Source organism: Streptomyces sp. NPDC053560, from assembly GCF_044544605.1.
Lineage (GTDB): Bacteria > Actinomycetota > Actinomycetes > Streptomycetales > Streptomycetaceae > Streptomyces.
Genome location: NZ_JBITXI010000004.1, coordinates 157,214 through 176,078 on the forward strand (window position 1 = coordinate 157,214; position 18,865 = coordinate 176,078).

An 18,865-nucleotide genomic window follows, 5' to 3' on the forward strand; every position below is an offset into this window, starting at 1 on the left:
CGGACTCATGGAGCGGGCCCTCCTGATGCGGTTCGGTCACTCCCCCGGGGTGCTCCGCATGCACCCAGCGTGATCAACTGGATGGCATGGTATGCGCCACTCCGTAGCGATCAATACGACTGATCTCACGCTTGCGAACCGCCGGAGCTGGGCAGGCCGCCCCGTGAGGAAAGGGCACTGACCGGCGGTTTTCCTCCCCAATCAGTACGACCCCGCACCCACGGACGAGTCCGGGAGGCACGGGGCCGACGCGCGATCGTTGGCTGAGTGGTGACCGTCGGACGAGGGATCGTCAGGCGGTGCTGGCCCACACATCGGACGAGGGGGTGGGGGCGGGAGCGGAGGCGCCGTGGGGGACCGGGCAGCCACCCGCCGCACCCAGGGCGGCACCCGCCCTGCGGGCAGTACCTCGCGTGGAGCCCAGCGCCACCCGCGGGCGTGCCTGGAACTCGACCGGCAGCCGGCTCAGCCGCTTGGAAAGCAGCACGTGGTGCCAGTCGAGCTCCGCCTGCGGCACCGCCAGCCGCAGGTCGGGCAGCAGGGCCATCAGGGTGTCGATGCCGGTGTCGGCGATGGCCCGCCCCAGGTCGTCCCCCGGGCAGCGGTGCGGCCCGGCGCTGAACGCCAGGTGAGAGCGGTTGCCGTGCACCGGGACGGACAGGTCCGGCCGGATCTCGGGGTCGACATTGGCGGCGCCGGGGCACAGCAGCAGCATGTCGCCCCCCTCGATGCGCCAGCCGCCCAGCTGGGTGTCGCCGGTCGCCCAGCGGCCGGGGACGGTGGACAGGGGCGGCTCGTCCCACAGCACGCCGTCCAGCGCGTCGGGCAGCGTCATCTGACCGCCCGCCAGGTGCGCACGGAAGCGGCCGTCGGTCAGCACTCGCTCCAACGTGTTCGCGATCAGGTTCGCCGTGGTCTCGTTCGCGGCGATCAGCGTCAGCCGCAGGTGGCTGAGGAGCTCCGAATCCTGGAGCCGCGACTCGTGCGCGATCAGCCGGCTGGCGAAGTCCCGCCCGGGGCGGGCCTTCTTGGTCGCGATCAGCCGCACCAGCGTCTGCTTGATCAGCTCGTTGGAGGCGACCGCCGTGTCACTGCCCCGGATCAGGTCGCGGGCGGCGTCGGCGAGCCGCGGCCCCTCCGCCTCGTCCAGACCGAGCAGCCGGGTCATCACGAGCATGGGCAGCCGCTCCGCGTACTCGCTGATCAGGTCCGCGTGCCCCCGCTCGATGACGAGGTTGACCAACTGCTCGGTGTAGCGCTTCACGTAGCGGCGGATGCCGGCCCGGTTCTCCGCCGCCAGGCCCGCGACGATCGCCGCCCGGGTGCGCTCGTGCTCCTCGCCGTCACTGAAGACGACGCTGGGCTCCCATTCGACCATCGGCCGCAGCGGCCAGTCGGCCGGCACCTGGCCCGCGCGCAGGAGGTTCCATCGCCGCGAGTCACGGCTGAAGCGGGAAGGGGTACGCGCCACATCCAGGTTCGCGCGATGGCCGAGCACGAGCCACACCGGCAGATCCCCGGGCAGCATGACCGGCGATACCTGGCCGTCCCGGGCGCGGAGCCGCGCGAACAGTTCCTGGGGGCGGGCGGCCTCGGGGCCGTACAGGCGGGGCAGCCCGTCCGAGCCGTCCACGGCGGGTCGGCCAGTGTAGGAGCGCAGGCTGAACGCTGCGCGGGCGTGCTGGGGGATGGTCACGGTCACTCCGGGGAGGTCAGAAGCTGGGGCGGAAAGGGCGCCGACACGGCGTCTGAGGGCTTGTGTGAGAACCGGATGGGCCCGGCGGGACGCTACGGCCGGAGTCAGCTCCACAGCCCGCGCCCCTCCCCAGGTGACACCGATATGAGCCGCCGGACACGAACGGCGCACGCATGATCCATTGCGTCAGGCTAACAGCCCCTGCCTGGCCGCCCGTTCACTCGCTCGGCCGGGGCTGCACGGTGGCCGTCGGGCGTGGGGCTGCGCGGTGGCCGTCGCCCGACGACCATGCGGTGGCCGCTGGGCGGGCGCTCGGCGGGCGGCTGCCGGGTCGGGGCCGCGGCGGTGGTTGCCGGGGCAGCGCTCGGCCGGTGGTAGCCGGGGCGGTGCTCGGCCCGGTGGCCGCCGGGGTGGTGCTCGGTCGGTAGCCGCCCGGGGGTCATTGCTGAGGCTGCGTCAAGTGCAGCGGGTGGGCGGAAGGTCCATGGGGAACGGACAGACCCGCGGGGAGCGAACAGGCCAGCCGGGGGCGGACAATCCCCCTATTCCGTCGCCAGCAGCAGGGGTGAGGGCACCCACGGGGTCGGCGTCGGCGCGCCCGGTGGGCCACCAGTCCTCCGTCCCGGGGTCGGATTCGTACGGGTACCAGCGGCCGTCGCGGCCGAAGCGGAGCTGTATGCCGCGGTCGGCGTCGGTCAGGTGGTTGTGCCGGGGCCGCAGCGTGGGGAGGTCCGCTGCCGACAGGGCGCTGCGGGCGCGGTCGAAGTCACCGGCCGGCGGTTCCCATGTCGACTCCAGGAGGTCGAGGCCTTCGGAGCCGCCCTGCCGCCAGGCGGCCACGGCCCGCGCGACCTCGTTCACCGGCCGGCCGGTGGCCTCGGCGACGCCGCGGTAGATCTCCCGGGTGCTGGCGGTCAGCCCGGAGGTGGGGTGCGCCCCCGCGACCAGCCGGATCGCGTCCTCCCAGAGAGTACGGGCGGGGAACGGCGAGAGTGCGTCCTCCCGAGAGGCGATACCGGTCTGCCTCGGGGCGGCGACGGCAGCCTGCGCGGCGGCCAGACAGGCGCGGGCCCGGGCGGCGGCGTCGGCGGCCAGCAGTTCGACGGCGGCCGGGTCGATGGCGGGGTCGTCGGCCGTCGGCAGCACCGGAGGCCGACCGGTGTGCTCCGGTACGGACAACGGGGGCGGCAGCGGCGGAAGTTCCCGTGCGTGCAGCGCGGCACGAGCCGGGACCGCGGGAAGCGTCGCGCGCGCCGCTCGTTCGGTGCCGGCGCTGTGCGTGGCATTGCGCCGCGAGAGCTCGTCGAGCAGCTCACGCTCGCCACGTCCGCGCATGAGGAGCAGCACGAACGGATCGGCGTCCAGCAAGCGCGCGGCCTGGAAGCACAGAGCCGCGGCGTGCTTGCAGGGATGCCCGCGGTCGGGGCACGAACAGCGCGGTACGAGGTCCCCAGGGCCCGGCAGCAACCGGACGCCCGCCTCCTCCTCACGCTCGGCCAGCGCGCGCGGCAGCGTCCTGCCCAGCAGCGCCGCGAGGTGAGCGGGCCGCGCGGCAACGTCGTCGAGGAAGGCTTCCCACACGGCGTCCGGGAAGGGCCGCAGGCGGAGTTCGGCCCGGTAGGGGTAGGGCCGGCTGCCCGTCACGGGCGCGGAGATGCGCCCGGGGGCCACGGTGATCCGACCCACATGCCCGCCGCTCGCGTAGTCCCGCCCCCGGGCAAGCCGCGCCGTGTCGAGCGCCGTGCTCTCCAGCGCGTCGAGCCACGCCCGGCCCCACCAGGTCTCGGCGAACTCCTCCCCGTCCGCACCGCCGACCGCCACCGCAGGAAACACCCGGGCCCGCCCCGCAACCCGACCCGCCGCTGCGGCTTCCTCCTCCGCGGCACTCGCAGCGCCTCGTTCGCCCTCGTCTTTGCCCTCGCCTTCGCTTGCGCCTCCCAGGGCGTCCCCTACGCGCCGGAGGCCCGCTTGCGCGAGCTTCGGAGCTGATCGTGGCGCCCGCCGCGCGGACTTCGAGGCTTCCTCGAAGCGGCTCACCTCGGAGCGACTCGCCTCGGAGCGGATCGCCTCAGCATGCGGCGCGTCGAGGTGCCCTTTCGCGTTCGCCGCGGCGGGGCGGCTTCCCTTCGTGCTGCGGGTGTCCTCCGTACCGAAGGACTGCTGTTCCTGCTCCTCTGTGCCGGGGCGCCTGTCCTCGGATGTGCCGGGGCGCCTGTCCGCGGAAGGGTTCGCACCGGCGGAGTCCGCTCCGGAGCGCTCCCCGTGGCCCCGCTCCTCACGGCCACGGTCCTCGTAACCCCGCTCCTCATGGCCACGGTCCTCATCGGGACGTGTCCTGGTCCGCCCAGGGCGGGCCACCGCTTGGCGGGCGCGTTCCGCGGCTGCGCTCCGGCGCACGGCCTTCTGCTCCGCGCCGTTCTCGGCGGCCTCCGCGTCCTGCTGCGGCTCCCGGGCGGGTGGCCGGGAGGCTTCTTCCCGGGCGCGCCTCGCTTCGGGGGCCGCCCGCTTAAGGGCTTGCCGGGCTTCCTCCGCTGCGCGACTCCGGCCCGTGCCCGCTTCGCCGCTGGTTCCAGCCGACGACAGCCCGTCGCCCGCTTCGTCCTCGGCGTTCGGGCCCGCTTCCCCGGCCTCGCGAGCGGGGCTGTTCCGCGGCCCCTCCCCCGTACGCCGCACCGCCCGTCGCGCGCGCTCGGCCGCCTCGCTCCGCCGCCCGGCCCCGGGCGCCCGCCCACTGCCGCTCTCCCCAGCCGCGTCGGCCGCATGGGCCGGGTCGACCAGGTCGCTCTGCGGCGTACGGTCGTCCCCCGCGTGTGGCTCACCCGCACCGCGACCGGTGCCGTCCTCTTCGCACGCGGCGCCGTCCGCTTCGAGGGCAGCGTCTTCGTCCGGCCCCGGCCGCCCGTCGGCCTCCCGAGCACGGATCGCCTCCGCCGCGGCCTCACGCGCCCGCGCCATGGCCCGCCCACGCTCCAGCTCCCGACGGACCTTCTCCAGCCCCTCACCCATGGCGACCGACGCCGACTCCTCCTCGTGCGCGCCGTACTGCCCGTCCGCGTCGTACTGCACGTGCTCGCCGTACTGCCCATGCACGTCACGCTGTCCGTGCTCGTCGTGGTCGTGACCGGTCATGCCGTCCTCCTCAGCGTGACGAGGTCGGCGAGCTCCGCGTCGGTGAGTTCGGTCAGTGCCGCCTCGCCTCCGGTGAGCACGGCCTCGGCCAAGGAACGTTTAGCTGTGAGCAGTTCGGCGATCCGGTCCTCCACCGTGCCCTCCGTGACCAGCCGGTGGACCTGGACGGGCTGCGTCTGCCCGATCCGGTAGGCGCGGTCGGTCGCCTGCTCCTCCACGGCCGGGTTCCACCAGCGGTCGTAATGGATCACATGGCCGGCCCGGGTGAGGTTCAGGCCCGTGCCCGCCGCCTTCAGCGACAGCAGGAAGACCGGCACTTCCCCGGCCTGGAAGCGGTCCACCATCACCTCTCGCTGGGCTACCGGCGTTCCACCGTGCAGCAACTGCGTGGGGACGCCACGGGCACCGAGGTGCTCTTCGAGGAGGCGCCCCATCTCCACGTACTGCGTGAAGATCAGCACCGAACCGTCCTCCGCGAGGATGGTGTCCAGCAGTTCGTCGAGCAGTTCGAGCTTTCCGGAGCGCGCGGTGAGGCCCGGCGCCGTCTCCTTCAGGTACTGCGCAGGGTGGTTGCAGATCTGTTTGAGCACGGTGAGCAGCCTCATCACCAGTCCGCGCCGCGCCATGCCGTCGGCTGCCTCGATGCGCGCGAGCGTCTCGCGGACCGCCGCTTCGTAGAGCGCCACCTGCTCGCGGCCGAGTGGCACCGGATGGTCGGTCTCCGTCTTCGGCGGCAGTTCGGGTGCGATGCCGGGGTCGGATTTCTTCCGCCGGAGGATGAAGGGCCGGACGAGCCGGGCCAGGCGTTCCGCGGCCCCCGGCACCTCGCCGCCCTCGATGTCGCGGGCGTGCAGGGCCCGGAAGGTCTTGAGCGGCCCGAGCAGTCCCGGGGTGGTCCAGTCGAGCAGCGCCCACAGCTCGGAGAGGTTGTTCTCCACGGGTGTGCCGGTGAGGGCCACCCGTGCGGGCGCCTTGATCGTGCGCAGCGCTTTGGCCGTGGACGACTGCGGGTTCTTCACGTGCTGCGCCTCGTCGGCGACGACCAGCCCCCAGGAACACTCGGCCAGCCTCTTCGCGCTGCTGCGCATCGTGCCGTACGTGGTGAGGACGAAGCCGCCCTTCTGCAGGTCCGCCAGGCTGCGGCCCGTCCCGTGGAAACGCCGTACGGGCACGCCGGGCGCGAACCGTTCGATCTCCCGCTGCCAGTTCCCGAGCAGCGAGGCCGGGCAGACCACGAGGGTCGGGTCGGGGTGGTCGCGGTGAAGGTGCAGGGCGATGGTGGTGACGGTCTTGCCCAGCCCCATGTCGTCGGCGAGACAGCCGCCGAGCCCGAGGGCGGTCATGCGGTCCAGCCACGCCAGGCCACGGAGCTGGTAGTCCCGGAGGGTGGCCTGGAGCCCGGCGGGCTTCTCCAGGGGCGCGACGTCGGTGGTGAGGCGCGTGCGCAGGCCGGCGAGCGCTCCGAGCGGTACGACCTCGACGCGCTCCCCGTCGACATCGGTCTCGCCGGCGAGCGTCACGGCGAGCGCTTCGGTCGGATCGAGGTACCCGAGCTCGCGCTTGCGGGCCTTGCGTACGAGTGCGGGATCCACCAGTACCCACTGGTCGCGCAGCCGTACGAGGGGGCGGTGCGCCTCGGCGAGCACGTTCATCTCCGCGTCGCTCAACGGGACTCCGCCGAGGGCCATCTGCCATTCGAAGCTCAGCAGTCGCTCGGCATCGAAGAACCCGAACCCGTCGGCCGCCGATCCCGGGGACGGCCGTAGGACAGCGCTCGCGGTCAGCCCCCGGGCCAGCTCCTTCGGCCAGTGGACGGCGACGCCTGCGGCCTTTAGGCGCGGCGCAGCGTCTCCCAGCAGTTCGTACAGCTCTTCTTCGTCGAGTGACAGCACATCGGGCACGTCACGGTCGAGCAGCCGGCCGAGCGGTGGCCAAACGCGAGCAGCCCGGCGCAGGGCGAGCAGCGTGTCCACCTGCGCGCGTGGCCCGAACCCGTCGGGCGCCTCCCCTTCCCACAGCTGCCGGGCGTCGGCGACCAGCGTCGGATCGGTGAGATGGCTGACCTGCAGCACAGCAGCCGCCGCCCCGGCCCTGCCACTTGTCTCCGCCGTTTCCCCCGCTGCTTCGGCCGCTTCCAATGCATCCGGACTCTGCCGCGCCTGCGACGTCTCCGGTGCTTCGGCCTCCGCCGACATGTCGAACAGTTCGTGCGCTGCCAGATCCAGGCGCAGGGAGATCCGTACGCCGCTGTCCACACCCGCCGCGACCTCCGCGGCCCAGTCCCGCGCTCCGGGCAGCCGCTGCGGCTCCGCCGCGGCGAACGGGGCGCCCGCCACGTCCGCCGCTGCCGGCGTGCGCGGCAGGGCGTCGACGACGGCATCGATAAAGGCACGGACCAGTGCGTTCGGTGCGTGCAGTTGGAGGGGCTTGCTGTCCGGCACGGGGACGGCGTACGCCTCGACAGGCATGGCGGCGGCGATCGCCCGCACCTGCGCGGCGTCCTCGGCGTCCAGCGGGCCGGCTCGCCAGGCATCCACATCACCGGCGGTGAGTCCCGGGAGCATCCGGCCGCGCGCCGCGAGGTGCAGCGCCTGCAAAGCCGCGGCGCCCCAGCAGGCGGATGCGGGATGCGCCGCCGGGTCGTGACGCGCCTGAACGAGCAGTGGCAGAGCTTCGGCGACGGTCAGCCGCAGCGCGGGAACCGTACGGCTACGCACGGAGTTGCCGTGCCGCCGCACGACCTTCAGGTCCGTCCTCTCCGCCGCACCGGCGGGCTCGGGCAGCGGCAGACCGTCCGGACTCCAGAAAGCGATCTTCCCGGCCCGCGGCGGCTCGTCGGGCAGGAACACAGCGGCGTACCGAGCCGCGTCCGGCGACGCCACGGCCGATGCGGATGATGCGGCGTCGGTGGACCAGGGCTCCCCGGCCTCGTCCCGCGCGCTCATCTCCCACCGTCTTGCCATGCCGTTCCGTTCGTGTCGTGCTCCGTCTCGTGAGTCTACGGTCGCCTCCATTTGATCCCCCCTTGCCTCCGCCGGGCGACCGCGGCGGCGATGCCGCGACCCAGCGTGAAATCCATGGAAGCAGATGGCACTGACAATGCCCGACGATCTCCCCGCCGCCGAGTTATCCACAGGCATAACCGCTGGTCAAGAAATTTTCCCCCACACCCCACCGCGATCCGCTAACGTTCCCATGTCGATAACTCTCCGTAGTTATCGACGTGCGGCGAGCAGGCATTCAGCCCCCGGCCGAAGCTTGCTCGCCGCCGATGACCGCCCCACTAGATCACGCAGGAGCAGACGCATGTCCGACCAGTCCCACGCACTCACCACGACCACGCCCCGCACCCTCACCGCCTCCTCTGCGCCCGGAACCTCACCCCCTCCCCGCACCCCACGCAACCGGAGCCGGCCGCCCGACGCGCAGCCTGACCATGGCCGGGGAGAAGCCACTCACCACTCCCCCACCGGCGAGCAGCTGGCCGCCGCCGACGCCTTCCACGCGGGCGATCATCTAGCGATCCAGGCCGGAGCGGGCACGGGCAAGACGGCAACCCTGGCCATGCTCGCCCGCAGCACCCGCCGCCCCGGCCGATACCTGGCCTTCAACAAGGCCATCGCGCAGGACGCAGCCCGGCGCTTCCCCGCTCACGTCACGTGCAGTACGGCGCACTCACTGGCGTACGAGGCCGTCGGCCATCGGTTCCAACGGCGGATGAGCGCACCACGCCAGGCAGGCTGGCGAACCGGCGCCGCTCTGGGCATCGACCCAAAATTCTGGCTCCGCCTCGGCACACGAGCACTGACCAGCAAGGCCCTCTCGTACTCCGTCCTGGGCACCGTCACCGGCTACTGCCGCTCCGCCGCCCCGACGCTCACCGCCGCTCACGTGCCACGACTGCGCGGTGCCGAGTCGGACGCACTGCACGACCAGCTGGCGCAGATCGTCCTCCCGTACGCCCGCAAGGCATGGGCCGATCTGCAGGATCCGGACCGAGGTGCCGTCCGCTTCGAGCACGATCACTACCTCAAGATGTGGGCGCTGAGCGCACCGGTCATCGAGACGGATTTCTTACTTCTGGACGAAGCCCAGGACACCAACCCCGTGGTCGAGCAAGTCTTCAACGCCCAGCGCTCGCACGCTCAGCTCGTCCTCGTCGGCGACTCCGCCCAGGCCATCTACGGTTGGCGAGGCGCACGCGATGTGATGACCGGGTTCCGCGGCAGACAGCTGACGCTCTCCCGCTCGTTCCGGTTCGGGCCCGCGCTGGCAGCGGAAGCGAACCGCTGGCTGGCCATCGTCGACGCCCCCGTCCGGCTCACCGGATCACGACTGCTCGACACCGAGCTGGCCCCCGCGCCCCTCTCTGATGCGGTGCTCTGCCGGTCCAACGCCGGCGCGATGGCAGAGGTCATGAGGCTGCTGTCGGAGGGACGCAGAGTCGCACTGACAGGTGGTGGCGAAACGCTGACCGCACTGGCCCGAGCCGCGCATGATCTCCAGGGCGGCAGACGGACCGCCCACCCGGAACTGATGCTGTTCCCGTCCTGGGAGGAGTTGCGGGAGTACGCCGCCTCCGACCCGTCCGGCCGAGACCTGCTGCCGCTGGTCGAACTCCTCGATGAACACAGCGCCGACAGCGTCCTTCGAGCCCTGCGCTGCCTGTCGAGCGAGGAGACGGCGGAGATCATGGTGTCGACCGCCCACCGCGCGAAGGGGCGGGAGTGGCCGAGCGTGCGCATCGCTGACGACTTCACGGAGCCGGAAGAGCTGGAGGACACCGACGAGCACGGCGAACCGTTGCCCGGTCCGATCGATCTCGCTGAGGCGCGGTTGGCGTACGTGGCGGTCACCCGGGCCCGGAAGCGCCTCGACCTCGGCGGACTGTCCTGGATCAACAGCCACCCGGCGGGAGACATCGGAACGGTGACGTCGGGGCGCTGGCGTCGGGACGATGACGTATGAACTCGTCCCGCACGCCCACAGGCCTACACGCCCACACGCTCGGACGCTCGGGTGCGAGCACGGACGGTAGCCATCCCCCCATTCTGAGCCCTCTCACGAGTTATCCACAGGCCCAACCAGGGACGTGACGGACAGCCCGAACCGGAGGATCCTTGAGAAGAAGGTCGAGGAGAGCACGAGTCGCTAGTGCTGGATAAAGCCCCAGTTCAGCGGGCTGGAGTACGCCAAGAAGGGAGGGAGCCGGCCGACCGGAACCTGCGGTGAGCCGAGGTGGGTGAACGGCGACGAGGCGGGGGTGAGTGGTGAGGAGAGATGCGTACGGGCAGTGAGCCTGTCGAAGCGCGGAGCGTGCTGAAGACGCGTCGGGCGCTCGCGCTGTGGGGGCTGGTCTGGGCGGCCGCCGGAGTGGCCGCCTTCCTGATCGCCGAACGCCCCGGGTGGGCTGCAGCTTGTGCGGTGGTGGCGGCGCTGGCCGCTACCGACCTTGTGATCGTGTGCCGGCACATACGCCAAGGGCCGCACTACCAGCCCGGCAAAGACGTACCTCCGTACGAACCGGACAGGGGCCGCAACACCGGGTACGGCCCTGGTGGCGGCGACCGTGCCCGCGGGAGTCACGGGGGCCGAGACGACGGCGATGGCAGGAGCAAAGGCGACGGCAACCGCAACAGCGGTGCCGATGGCCGCTGAGCAGAAACAGATGACATATAGGGGCGGGGAGGGGGAGGCGGGGTGGGGGCGGGGGGGGGTGGGGCCCCCTCGGAGCAGAGCGGGCAAAGGAGGCCAGAAGCTTCCCCGACCCCGCCACGCCCCCAGCCCTCCCGTCCCTCAGCCCCCCTCACGCCCGCCCCTCCCGCTCGCACTCCAACCCCACTCGCGCCCCAACCCCACTCGCGCCCCAACCCCGCTCGCACCCCAGCCCCGTTCGCACCCGCCCCCCGCCGCTCACTCCCCCAAGTCGTCCGGCCGCAGCGGGAATCGTGCTGCTTCGATGAAGTCCGGGCGGGGGTCCAGCGCGGCGGCCAGGCGGAAGTGGCGCAGCGCCTCGTCCGGGCGGTTGGCTCGCTGGAGGGTGCGGCCGAGCGCGAAGTGGGCGAAGGCGTTGTCCGGCTCACGTTCGAGGACGACCTGGAACTCCAGCTCGGCAGGGCGCAGTTGCGCCGCCAGGAAGAAGGCCCGGGCGCGCAGCAGCCGGGCGGCGGTGTTCTCCGGGTGGGCGGCGATGACCGGGTCCAGGAGCTGGACAGCACCCCGCGGGTCGCGCGCGGCCAGCAGTTGTTCAGCCGCGCGGAAGTCGATGACATGCGTCTCGGGGGTGCGTTCGGTCACGGCCGCCTCCTCTCCGACGCGTACGGGCAATTCACCTCGTACGGACGGGCACTCGCCTTGTCCCGGGTACGGACACGGGCACCCGCGCCGTACCGGCGGCCGCCACGTTCAGGCGGCTCGCCGCCTGCGCGCAGCCCGGAACGCCGACCGCCCGGTCGTTACGTAAGCCCCAACAAAGCCGCCCGCCACCACATTCCCCGCCCTGGCCCCAGACCCGGCCGCCTTCTCAAGCCACCCGCTCATCCGCCGCCCCGACCTCAGCCGCGCCCCACCCCCAGCCCACCCCCAGCCTCAGCCCGAACCCCAGGCCTACAGGGGCCCACGGGACCACCCGAGGCCCCACAACTCCCCGCCCCTACAGCGTGATGTGGTAAGCCTTCCGAAGCGTCTCGTGGACCGTCCACCGCGTCCGGTCGCCCTCGCGCAGGAAGCATGCGTCGCCGGGGCCCACTTCAAGGGTCGAACCGCCCTCGACCTCGATGGTGGCTCGGCCGGACACGACCACGAACAGTTCGTTGGCCTCCACGTCCGTCACGACGCCCGGTGTGATCTGCCAGATGCCGCGGAGCTGCTTGCCGTCCGGGGACTCCCAGTACGTCTTGCCGGTGACGACGGGATCGCCGGAGACGATCTGTGACGGGTCCAGCGGCTCGGGTTCCAGTTCGGCGTCCGGGACGCCGGGTATGTTGACGACGAACGACGCGGGGCCAAGATCGGTAGCTGTCATGGCGTGAGGCTACCGCCGGCCTCAGCGGGTCCGCAGCCGCTCCCAGACCTCGCGCACCTGCGGCTCGAGGGCTTCCAGCGGACCGTCGTTGTCGATGACGTGGTCCGCGATCGCGAGGCGCTGCTTCCGGTCGGCCTGCGCGTTCATACGGGCCTTCGCCTCGTCCTCAGTCATGCCGCGCAGCTCCACCAGGCGCCGCAGTTGTGTCTCGGGGGCGGCGTCGACCACGACGATCACGTCGTAGAGAGGGGAGAGGCCGTTCTCGGTCAGCAGGGGCACGTCGTGGACGACCACCGCGTCCGCGCCGGCCGCGGCCTCCAGCTCGGCGGAGCGGGCGCCGACGAGGGGGTGCACGATGGCGTTGAGCGCCTTGAGCCTGTCGGGGTCGGCGAAGACGAGGGCGCCCAGCTTGGGCCGGTCCAGGGTGCCTTCCGGAGTCAGTACGTCCGAACCGAATGCCTCGACGACGGCGGCGAGGCCGGGCGTACCCGGCTCGACGACCTCTCGTGCGATCTTGTCCGCGTCCACGATCACCGCACCGTACGACGCGAGCAGCCGCGACACCTCGCTCTTGCCTGCACCGATGCCGCCTGTGAGCCCCACCTTGACCATGCGCCCCACGCTATACGGCGGTCCGGCTCCAGCACAGCGCCGGGCGGCCACTGTCCTCAAGGCAAGATCCGGCGAGGTTCCCAGCCGAACTCATCAGCCTCCCCGGTCTCCCCCCTCAAGGCCATTCCCCACTCCCCCACTCCCCCGCGAAGCGCCTGCTCAGGCACTCCCCTCCCCCAGGTCGCGCTCGCGGTCGGCCAGGAAGCGTTCCAGCTCGCGGCCGATCTCCTCGGCCGAGGGCAGCTCGGCAGGCTCGGCCACGAGGTTGCCGCGGCTCTCGGCGCCGGCCACCGCGTCGTACTGGTGCTCAAGGCCGCTGACCAGCGCAACCAGTTCCTCATCGCCCTCCGAGATCTGCCGCTCGATCTCTTCCTGCGTGCGCAGCGCTTCAGTACGCAGCGCGTGCGCGGCACTGGGCAGGACCAGGCCGGTCGCGGCGGTGACCGCTTCCAGTGCGGTCAGCGCGGCGTCCGGGTAGGCGGAGCGCGCGACGTAGTGCGGTACGTGGGCGGCGACGCCCAGTACATCGTGGCCGGCTTCCGCGAGCCGGTACTCGATCAGCGCCTCGACGCTGCCGGGGACCTGCGCCTGCTCGAAGAGGTCGCGGTGGCCCGGGGTCAGGTCGGTGCGGTTGCCGTGCGGGGTGATGCCGACGGGGCGGGTGTGCGGGACGCCCATCGGGATGCCGTGGAAGCTGACCGAGAGACGTACGTTCAGCCGCTCGACCATCTCGCGTACCGCGGCCGTGAAGCGTTCCCACTCCACGTCCGGCTCGGGTCCGGAGAGCAGCAGGAAGGGGGCGCCGGTGGCGTCGTGGACCAGGCGCAGTTCGATGCTGGGCGTCTCGTACGAGCTCCAGCGGCCGTGGTCGAAGGTGAGCATCGGACGGCGGGCCCGGTAGTCCACGAGACGGTCGTGGTCGAAGCGGGCGACGACCTCGTTCGGCAGCCCCTCCAACAGGGACTCGACGATCTGGTCGCCGGTCTCGCCGGCGTCGATGTAGCCGTCCAGGTGGTACAGCAGCACCAGCCCGGCGGAGTCGCGGGAGGCGATCGCGTCGACCGCCGCGAGCCCGCTCGGCTCCCATTCGTACAAACCCTGGGGATCCAACACAGTGACCGCTCCTCCTCGATGTCCGCCCGGAACAACGCGGTGCGGGGCACATGCATTCCCGCTCCGCGGGCTGTCGCCCCCGCATGCGGACGTCAAAGGCCCTGCGGACCGCCCGCCGTTTGGGACCGCTCCCGCGAACACCCCTGCCCCGTCCCGGGCTTACGGAAGCCGCCTTACCGGCACAGCGAACCGGTGCGCCGGTACTGGCGACACCGCACTCGCGAGCGACCCGAGCAAGCACTCGGCCCGCGGACGCGAAAGCCACCCGCCCAAGGGATTGACGACCACCCCATTCGCCTCTACTTTCACGGAAGCCCAGAGTGTTCACGTAGTAACTCACAGTCCATGCATGTGGACGTGTACGTAACGCACTCGCGGAACCCCCACGCACCACCCCATCTCCCCGTCTTCCCATCTCCCCGTCTTCCCTCCCCCACTCGCAGGAAGGCCCCAGGATGCGCACCCCCCGACCTCTCCTGGCACTCCACGCCCGGCCGCTGCTGCTCCTACCGGTCGCCGCCCTGGTAGCTGCAGGCACCCTCTTCGCCGTCTCCGCCACGGCGGACGCCACGAATTCCAACGCCGCGAACGCCAACGCCTCCGGTGCCACAGACGCCACACAGACCCCTGCCCCCGCCGCCACCCGCGGCGTCATCGACGTCTCCACCGCCGCCCAGCTCAAGGACGCGATCAGCGCAGCGCGCCCCGGCGACACGATTCAGCTGGCCGACGGTACGTACCGTGGCAACTTCAAGACCTCCGTCGCCGGCAGCGCCTCGTCCCGCATCACCCTGACCGGCTCTTCGAAGGCCGTACTGACCGCGAGCGGCGGCTACGGGCTGCACCTGAACGGCGCCTCGTACTGGACGGTGAAGGGCCTCACCGTCACGGGCGGGCAGAAGGGGATCATGGCTGACGCCGCCCGGGGTGTCGTCATCGACTCCGTCACCGTGCACGGGCTCGACATGGAGGGCGTCCACTTCCGCCACTCCAGCAAGGACGGCGTGATCAAGGATTCCCGGATCTACGACACCGGCAGAGACGGCCGCGGCATGGGCGAGGGCGTCTACGTGGGCGGTGCGGGGGATCTCGGCGACAACAGTGACAACGTCGAGATACGCGGCAACACGATCGGCCCAGGTGTCGGCGGCGAGAACATCGACATCAAGGAAGGCACTACGGGCGCGAAGATCATCGGTAACACGTTCGACGGGAGCGGGCTCACCGGAACCCACTACGACGACTCCTGGGTCGACGTGAAAGGCAACGACGTCCTGGTCGAGAACAACACCGGTACGCATACGACCAACAACGGCTACGAAACGCACACGCAGCAGTCGGGCTGGGGTTGCGGAACGGTCTTCCGCGGCAACGAATCCGACCTCAGCGACGCCTCGGGCTCCGGCCGCTACGGGTTCAACATCACCAACTACGACGCGGCGGACTGCCCGGTCACGATCACCGGCGACAACACGGTGACGGGTGGCCGCGGCATCGCCAACCCGGGCGTACCCGTGCACTTTGCCCCACCCGCTGAACCCGCGAGCTGAGCTACTGAGCCGCGAGGCGCAACAGCACGGAGGCCCGCCCCCCGAAGAGGGGACGGGCCTCCATCGCTATCGGCTAGCGACTGGCGCTAGCGCGGTGAGCGCTTGCTCAGCTCTGGCCGCCGGCCAGCTTCTCGCGGAGCGCGGCCAGCGCCTCGTCCGACGCCAGGGCGCCGGAGTTGTCCGCCGACTCCGAGGAGTACGAGCCGCCGGAGACGTTGCCGCCGCCGCCACCCTGGCCACCGGCCGCCGGCGCCGCAGCGCCCTCGGCCGCAGCCTGCTCGTCGGCCTCGCGGGACTTGATGACCTGCGCCTGGTGCTGCTCGAAGCGCTGCTGGGCCTCGGCGTACTGGTTCTCCCAGGCCTCGCGCTGGGCCTCGTAGCCCTCCAGCCAGTCGTTGGTCTCCGGGTCGAAGCCCTCGGGGTAGATGTAGTTGCCCTGGTCGTCGTAGGACGCGGCCATGCCGTACAGGGTCGGGTCGAACTCGACCGCCGTCGGGTCGGCACCGAAGGACTCGTTGGCCTGCTTCAGCGAGAGGCTGATGCGGCGGCGCTCGAGGTCGATGTCGATGACCTTGACGAAGATCTCGTCGTTGACCTGGACGACCTGCTCCGGGATCTCCACGTGGCGCTCGGCCAGCTCGGAGATGTGGACCAGGCCCTCGATGCCCTCGTCGACGCGGACGAACGCACCGAACGGAACGAGCTTGGTGACCTTACCCGGGACGACCTGACCGATCTGGTGGGTCCGGGCGAACTGCTGCCACGGGTCTTCCTGGGTCGCCTTGAGCGACAGGGACACGCGCTCGCGGTCCATGTCGACGTCCAGGACCTCGACCGTGACCTCCTGGCCGACCTCGACGACCTCGGACGGGTGGTCGATGTGCTTCCAGGACAGCTCAGAAACGTGGACCAGACCGTCGACGCCACCCAGGTCCACGAAGGCACCGAAGTTGACGATGGAGGAGACGACGCCGGAGCGCACCTGACCCTTCTGGAGGGTGGTGAGGAAGGTCTGGCGGACCTCGCTCTGGGTCTGCTCCAGCCAGGCACGGCGGGACAGGACCACGTTGTTGCGGTTCTTGTCCAGCTCGATGATCTTGGCCTCGAGCTCCTTGCCCACGTAGGGCTGCAGGTCGCGGACGCGGCGCATCTCGACCAGGGAGGCGGGAAGGAAGCCGCGGAGGCCGATGTCGAGGATGAGACCACCCTTGACGACCTCGATGACGGTACCGGTGACGATCCCGTCCTCTTCCTTGATCTTCTCGATGGTGCCCCAGGCACGCTCGTACTGGGCGCGCTTCTTCGAGAGGATCAGGCGGCCTTCCTTGTCCTCCTTCTGGAGAACCAGGGCCTCGATCTCGTCACCGACGGCGACGACCTCGTTCGGGTCGACGTCGTGCTTGATGGAGAGCTCGCGGCTGGGGATGACGCCTTCGGTCTTGTAACCGATGTCGAGCAGGACCTCGTCCCGGTCGACCTTCACGATGACGCCGTCGACGATGTCGCCGTCGTTGAAGTACTTGATCGTCTCGTCGATCGCGGCGAGGAAGGCTTCCTCGTTACCGATGTCGTTGACCGCTACCTGCGGGGTGGTGGCGGTGGTCTCGGTGCTGCTCGTCATGTGGGAAAGGGCTCCGGTACGGACATTGAAGTCGTAGGTACTGCTACGCCGAGAGCCTTTGTCGCTTCTGCAGAAGTCGGACAGCAATGAGGCGCGCCCTCCGGAACTCCGGAGAATCCGGTCAGCGCCTCGAAACCGAGGGGACATGCAACAGATGCGAGCGCGACCTGCTCCGTCTGAGGTGCGCAGGCCCGCAGCGCAACTTGTAGCATACGGGGGCAGCCGGACACGGTCAATGCGCGAAGGCGCACACCGCGGGCGGATCGCCCCATAACCGGCACACGCCGGATACGAGAGAGCCGCACAGCCTTGCCGTTGCAGGCCACGGGGGCCTGACCAAGTCCATCGCGGGGCTGTGACCAGCCAGGCTCAGCGGCCCCACGAACCTCAGAAAACTACAAGCTTCGGCGAAGGATACGCGACGGGCTCGATGAACCACTACGACGACTCCCCCGACACCCGCCTCACGGGCGCCCACGACACCCACCTCATGGGAGCCGAGGCCGGCGTGGACGACGACTCCGTGGCCGTACGGCGCAGCGCCGGGGACGCGGAGAGCAGCCGGGCCAGCCGTGGCTGGTGGGACCGCAACGCCGATGAGTACCAGATCGAGCACGGCGGCTTTCTGGGTGACGACCGCTTCGTGTGGGGTCCCGAGGGGCTGGACGAGGCGGAGGCCGCGCTGCTGGGTCCTGCGGCCGAGCTCAAGGGCCTGCGGGTCCTGGAGATCGGTGCGGGCGCGGCACAGTGTGCGCGCTGGCTGGCGGCACAGGGCGCGCATCCGGTGGCGCTGGATCTCTCGCACCGGCAGTTGCAGCACGCCCTCCGGATCGGCGCCGACATTCAGGCGCAGGGCCAGGCGCAGGATTCCGCGGCCCCGGAGGTGGCGCTGGTGGAGGCGGACGCCGGGGCGCTGCCGTTCGCGGACGGCAGTTTCGATCTCGCCTGCTCGGCCTACGGGGCGGTGCCCTTCGTCGCCGATCCGGTACGGGTCTTCCGCGAGGTGCACCGGGTACTGCGGCCGGGCGGCCGCTGGGTCTTCTCGGTGACCCACCCCATCCGCTGGGCCTTCCCGGACGAGCCCGGCCCCGAGGGCCTGTCGGTCGCGGCGTCCTACTTCGACCGCGTCCCCTATGTGGAGCAGGACGAGCGGGGCGAGGCGGTGTACGTGGAGCACCACCGCACCCTGGGTGACCGGGTACGCGACGTCGTGGCGGCCGGCTTCCGCCTGGAGGACCTGGTGGAGCCGGAGTGGCCCGCCTGGAACACTCAGGAGTGGGGCGGCTGGTCCCCCCTCCGGGGCGGACTGATCCCGGGCACCGCGATCTTCGTATGCCGCCGGGATCCGTGAACGGCTGACCGGCCACTGGTCACGGGTCGCCGGTTCGCCGGTTCGCCGGTCGTCGGTTCACCGGTCACCGGTGAACCGATGCCGCCCCCGCGGGCAGCCGCCACCCCTCATTGGGGGGGAGATCAGCCGGCGCCCCCTAAGGACACCCCGGGGCATAGCGCCGAATTAGCCGCTTGTGTACGTGCGTTGCGTCGGCAGCCCCGGGCGGTGGTGAACTCCTCACCGACGGAGACGGATACGGGGCGAGTGGTGCTGTTGGGGCGGCCGAGGTACACGGGACCGGCCGGGTTAAGCTCAGCTGCTCAACTGACCAGTAACAACAGCGCGATGCGCAGTGCGGGACATCCGCCGCGCCGCGCTTGGAAAAATGGGGGAACGTCTTGCGACAGTCTCTGCTCGGGCGAGGAATGATCACTCTCGCCGCGACCGCGGTCCTGGCCGGCGGCGCGGTCGTCACGGCCCCGGCGGCCAGTGCCGTCGGCAGCTCGAAGTGCAACTGGGACTTTTCCAACGCCCAGTTCGACGTGGTGCAGAAGGCCGCCCTGCGCACCGGCCCCGGCACCAAGTACTCCTCGAAGGGAACCTTGTCCAAGGGGACGAAGTTCTACTACTACTGCGAGTACAAGAAGGGCTCCACGACCTGGATCTACGGCAAGGTGCAGTCCGGTGCCCACAAGGGCGCCAAGGGCTGGGCCTACGGCAAGAAGATCGGCCTGCTGAAGTAATCGCTGATCGCGGCGTGGATACACCCGAGGGGCCGGCGGCCAGG

The 18,865-nt window shown here is 71.0% G+C and carries 13 protein-coding genes; 5 read left to right on the top strand and 8 right to left on the bottom strand.

Annotated elements, in window-relative coordinates:
• Positions 1 to 292 precede the first annotated feature (292 nt).
• The 3 genes from ACIGQF_RS10555 to ACIGQF_RS10565 form a co-directional block, all read right to left on the bottom strand.
• Positions 293 to 1,696 carry a cytochrome P450 gene (locus ACIGQF_RS10555; RefSeq protein WP_399707897.1) on the bottom strand — a complete coding sequence of 468 codons (1,404 nt, stop codon included), beginning with the start codon at positions 1,694 to 1,696 and terminating at the stop codon, positions 293 to 295.
• A 456-nt stretch (positions 1,697 to 2,152) separates the two neighbouring features.
• The gene (locus ACIGQF_RS10560; protein ID WP_399707900.1) at positions 2,153 to 4,825 is read right to left on the bottom strand and encodes an SWIM zinc finger family protein; all 2,673 of its coding nucleotides are present in this window, start codon (positions 4,823 to 4,825) and stop codon (positions 2,153 to 2,155) included.
• On the bottom strand, positions 4,822 to 7,788 hold the full coding sequence (locus ACIGQF_RS10565; protein WP_399707902.1) for a DEAD/DEAH box helicase: 2,967 nt from the start codon (positions 7,786 to 7,788) through the stop codon (positions 4,822 to 4,824). Before ACIGQF_RS10565 ends, ACIGQF_RS10560 begins: the two co-directional genes overlap by 4 nt.
• Before the next feature lie 343 nt (positions 7,789 to 8,131).
• On the opposite strand from ACIGQF_RS10565, the gene ACIGQF_RS10570 reads away from it, so the two are divergent.
• Both ACIGQF_RS10570 and ACIGQF_RS10575 read left to right on the top strand, forming a co-directional pair.
• Positions 8,132 to 9,793 (top strand): UvrD-helicase domain-containing protein, encoded by a 1,662-nt coding sequence (locus ACIGQF_RS10570; RefSeq protein WP_399707904.1) that lies wholly within the window; start codon positions 8,132 to 8,134, stop codon positions 9,791 to 9,793.
• Positions 9,794 to 10,105: 312 nt separating this feature from the next.
• Positions 10,106 to 10,483 (top strand): DUF6343 family protein, encoded by a 378-nt coding sequence (locus tag ACIGQF_RS10575; RefSeq protein WP_399707906.1) that lies wholly within the window; start codon positions 10,106 to 10,108, stop codon positions 10,481 to 10,483.
• A gap of 255 nt (positions 10,484 to 10,738) precedes the next feature.
• Here ACIGQF_RS10575 and ACIGQF_RS10580 read toward each other — a convergent pair whose 3' ends face one another.
• The 4 genes from ACIGQF_RS10580 to ACIGQF_RS10595 form a co-directional block, all read right to left on the bottom strand.
• Positions 10,739 to 11,122 carry a tetratricopeptide repeat protein gene (locus ACIGQF_RS10580; RefSeq protein ID WP_399707908.1) on the bottom strand — a complete coding sequence of 128 codons (384 nt, stop codon included), beginning with the start codon at positions 11,120 to 11,122 and terminating at the stop codon, positions 10,739 to 10,741.
• A gap of 355 nt (positions 11,123 to 11,477) precedes the next feature.
• The gene (locus ACIGQF_RS10585) at positions 11,478 to 11,849 is read right to left on the bottom strand and encodes a cupin domain-containing protein (protein ID WP_399707910.1); all 372 of its coding nucleotides are present in this window, start codon (positions 11,847 to 11,849) and stop codon (positions 11,478 to 11,480) included.
• Positions 11,850 to 11,870: 21 nt separating this feature from the next.
• Positions 11,871 to 12,461, bottom strand: coding sequence for a dephospho-CoA kinase (coaE, locus tag ACIGQF_RS10590; RefSeq protein WP_399707912.1), 591 nt, complete (start codon positions 12,459 to 12,461; stop codon positions 11,871 to 11,873).
• 159 nt (positions 12,462 to 12,620) lie between these two features.
• Positions 12,621 to 13,574 (bottom strand): PAC2 family protein, encoded by a 954-nt coding sequence (locus ACIGQF_RS10595; RefSeq protein ID WP_399707914.1) that lies wholly within the window; start codon positions 13,572 to 13,574, stop codon positions 12,621 to 12,623.
• 455 nt (positions 13,575 to 14,029) lie between these two features.
• Between ACIGQF_RS10595 and ACIGQF_RS10600 the strand changes: the two genes are divergently transcribed.
• Entirely contained in the window at positions 14,030 to 15,124 is a 1,095-nt protein-coding gene (locus ACIGQF_RS10600) for a nitrous oxide reductase family maturation protein NosD (RefSeq protein ID WP_399707916.1), read from the top strand.
• A 106-nt stretch (positions 15,125 to 15,230) separates the two neighbouring features.
• Here ACIGQF_RS10600 and rpsA read toward each other — a convergent pair whose 3' ends face one another.
• Positions 15,231 to 16,745, bottom strand: a complete 1,515-nt coding sequence (gene rpsA / locus ACIGQF_RS10605; RefSeq protein ID WP_361560379.1) for a 30S ribosomal protein S1 — start codon at positions 16,743 to 16,745, stop codon at positions 15,231 to 15,233.
• Positions 16,746 to 17,235: 490 nt separating this feature from the next.
• Between rpsA and ACIGQF_RS10610 the strand changes: the two genes are divergently transcribed.
• Both ACIGQF_RS10610 and ACIGQF_RS10615 read left to right on the top strand, forming a co-directional pair.
• Positions 17,236 to 18,096, top strand: coding sequence for a class I SAM-dependent methyltransferase (locus ACIGQF_RS10610; protein WP_399708582.1), 861 nt, complete (start codon positions 17,236 to 17,238; stop codon positions 18,094 to 18,096).
• Positions 18,097 to 18,503: 407 nt separating this feature from the next.
• Positions 18,504 to 18,821: an SH3 domain-containing protein gene (locus ACIGQF_RS10615; protein WP_399707918.1), complete on the top strand. Its 318-nt coding sequence runs from the start codon at positions 18,504 to 18,506 to the stop codon at positions 18,819 to 18,821.
• The last annotated feature ends 44 nt before the right edge of the window (positions 18,822 to 18,865 follow it).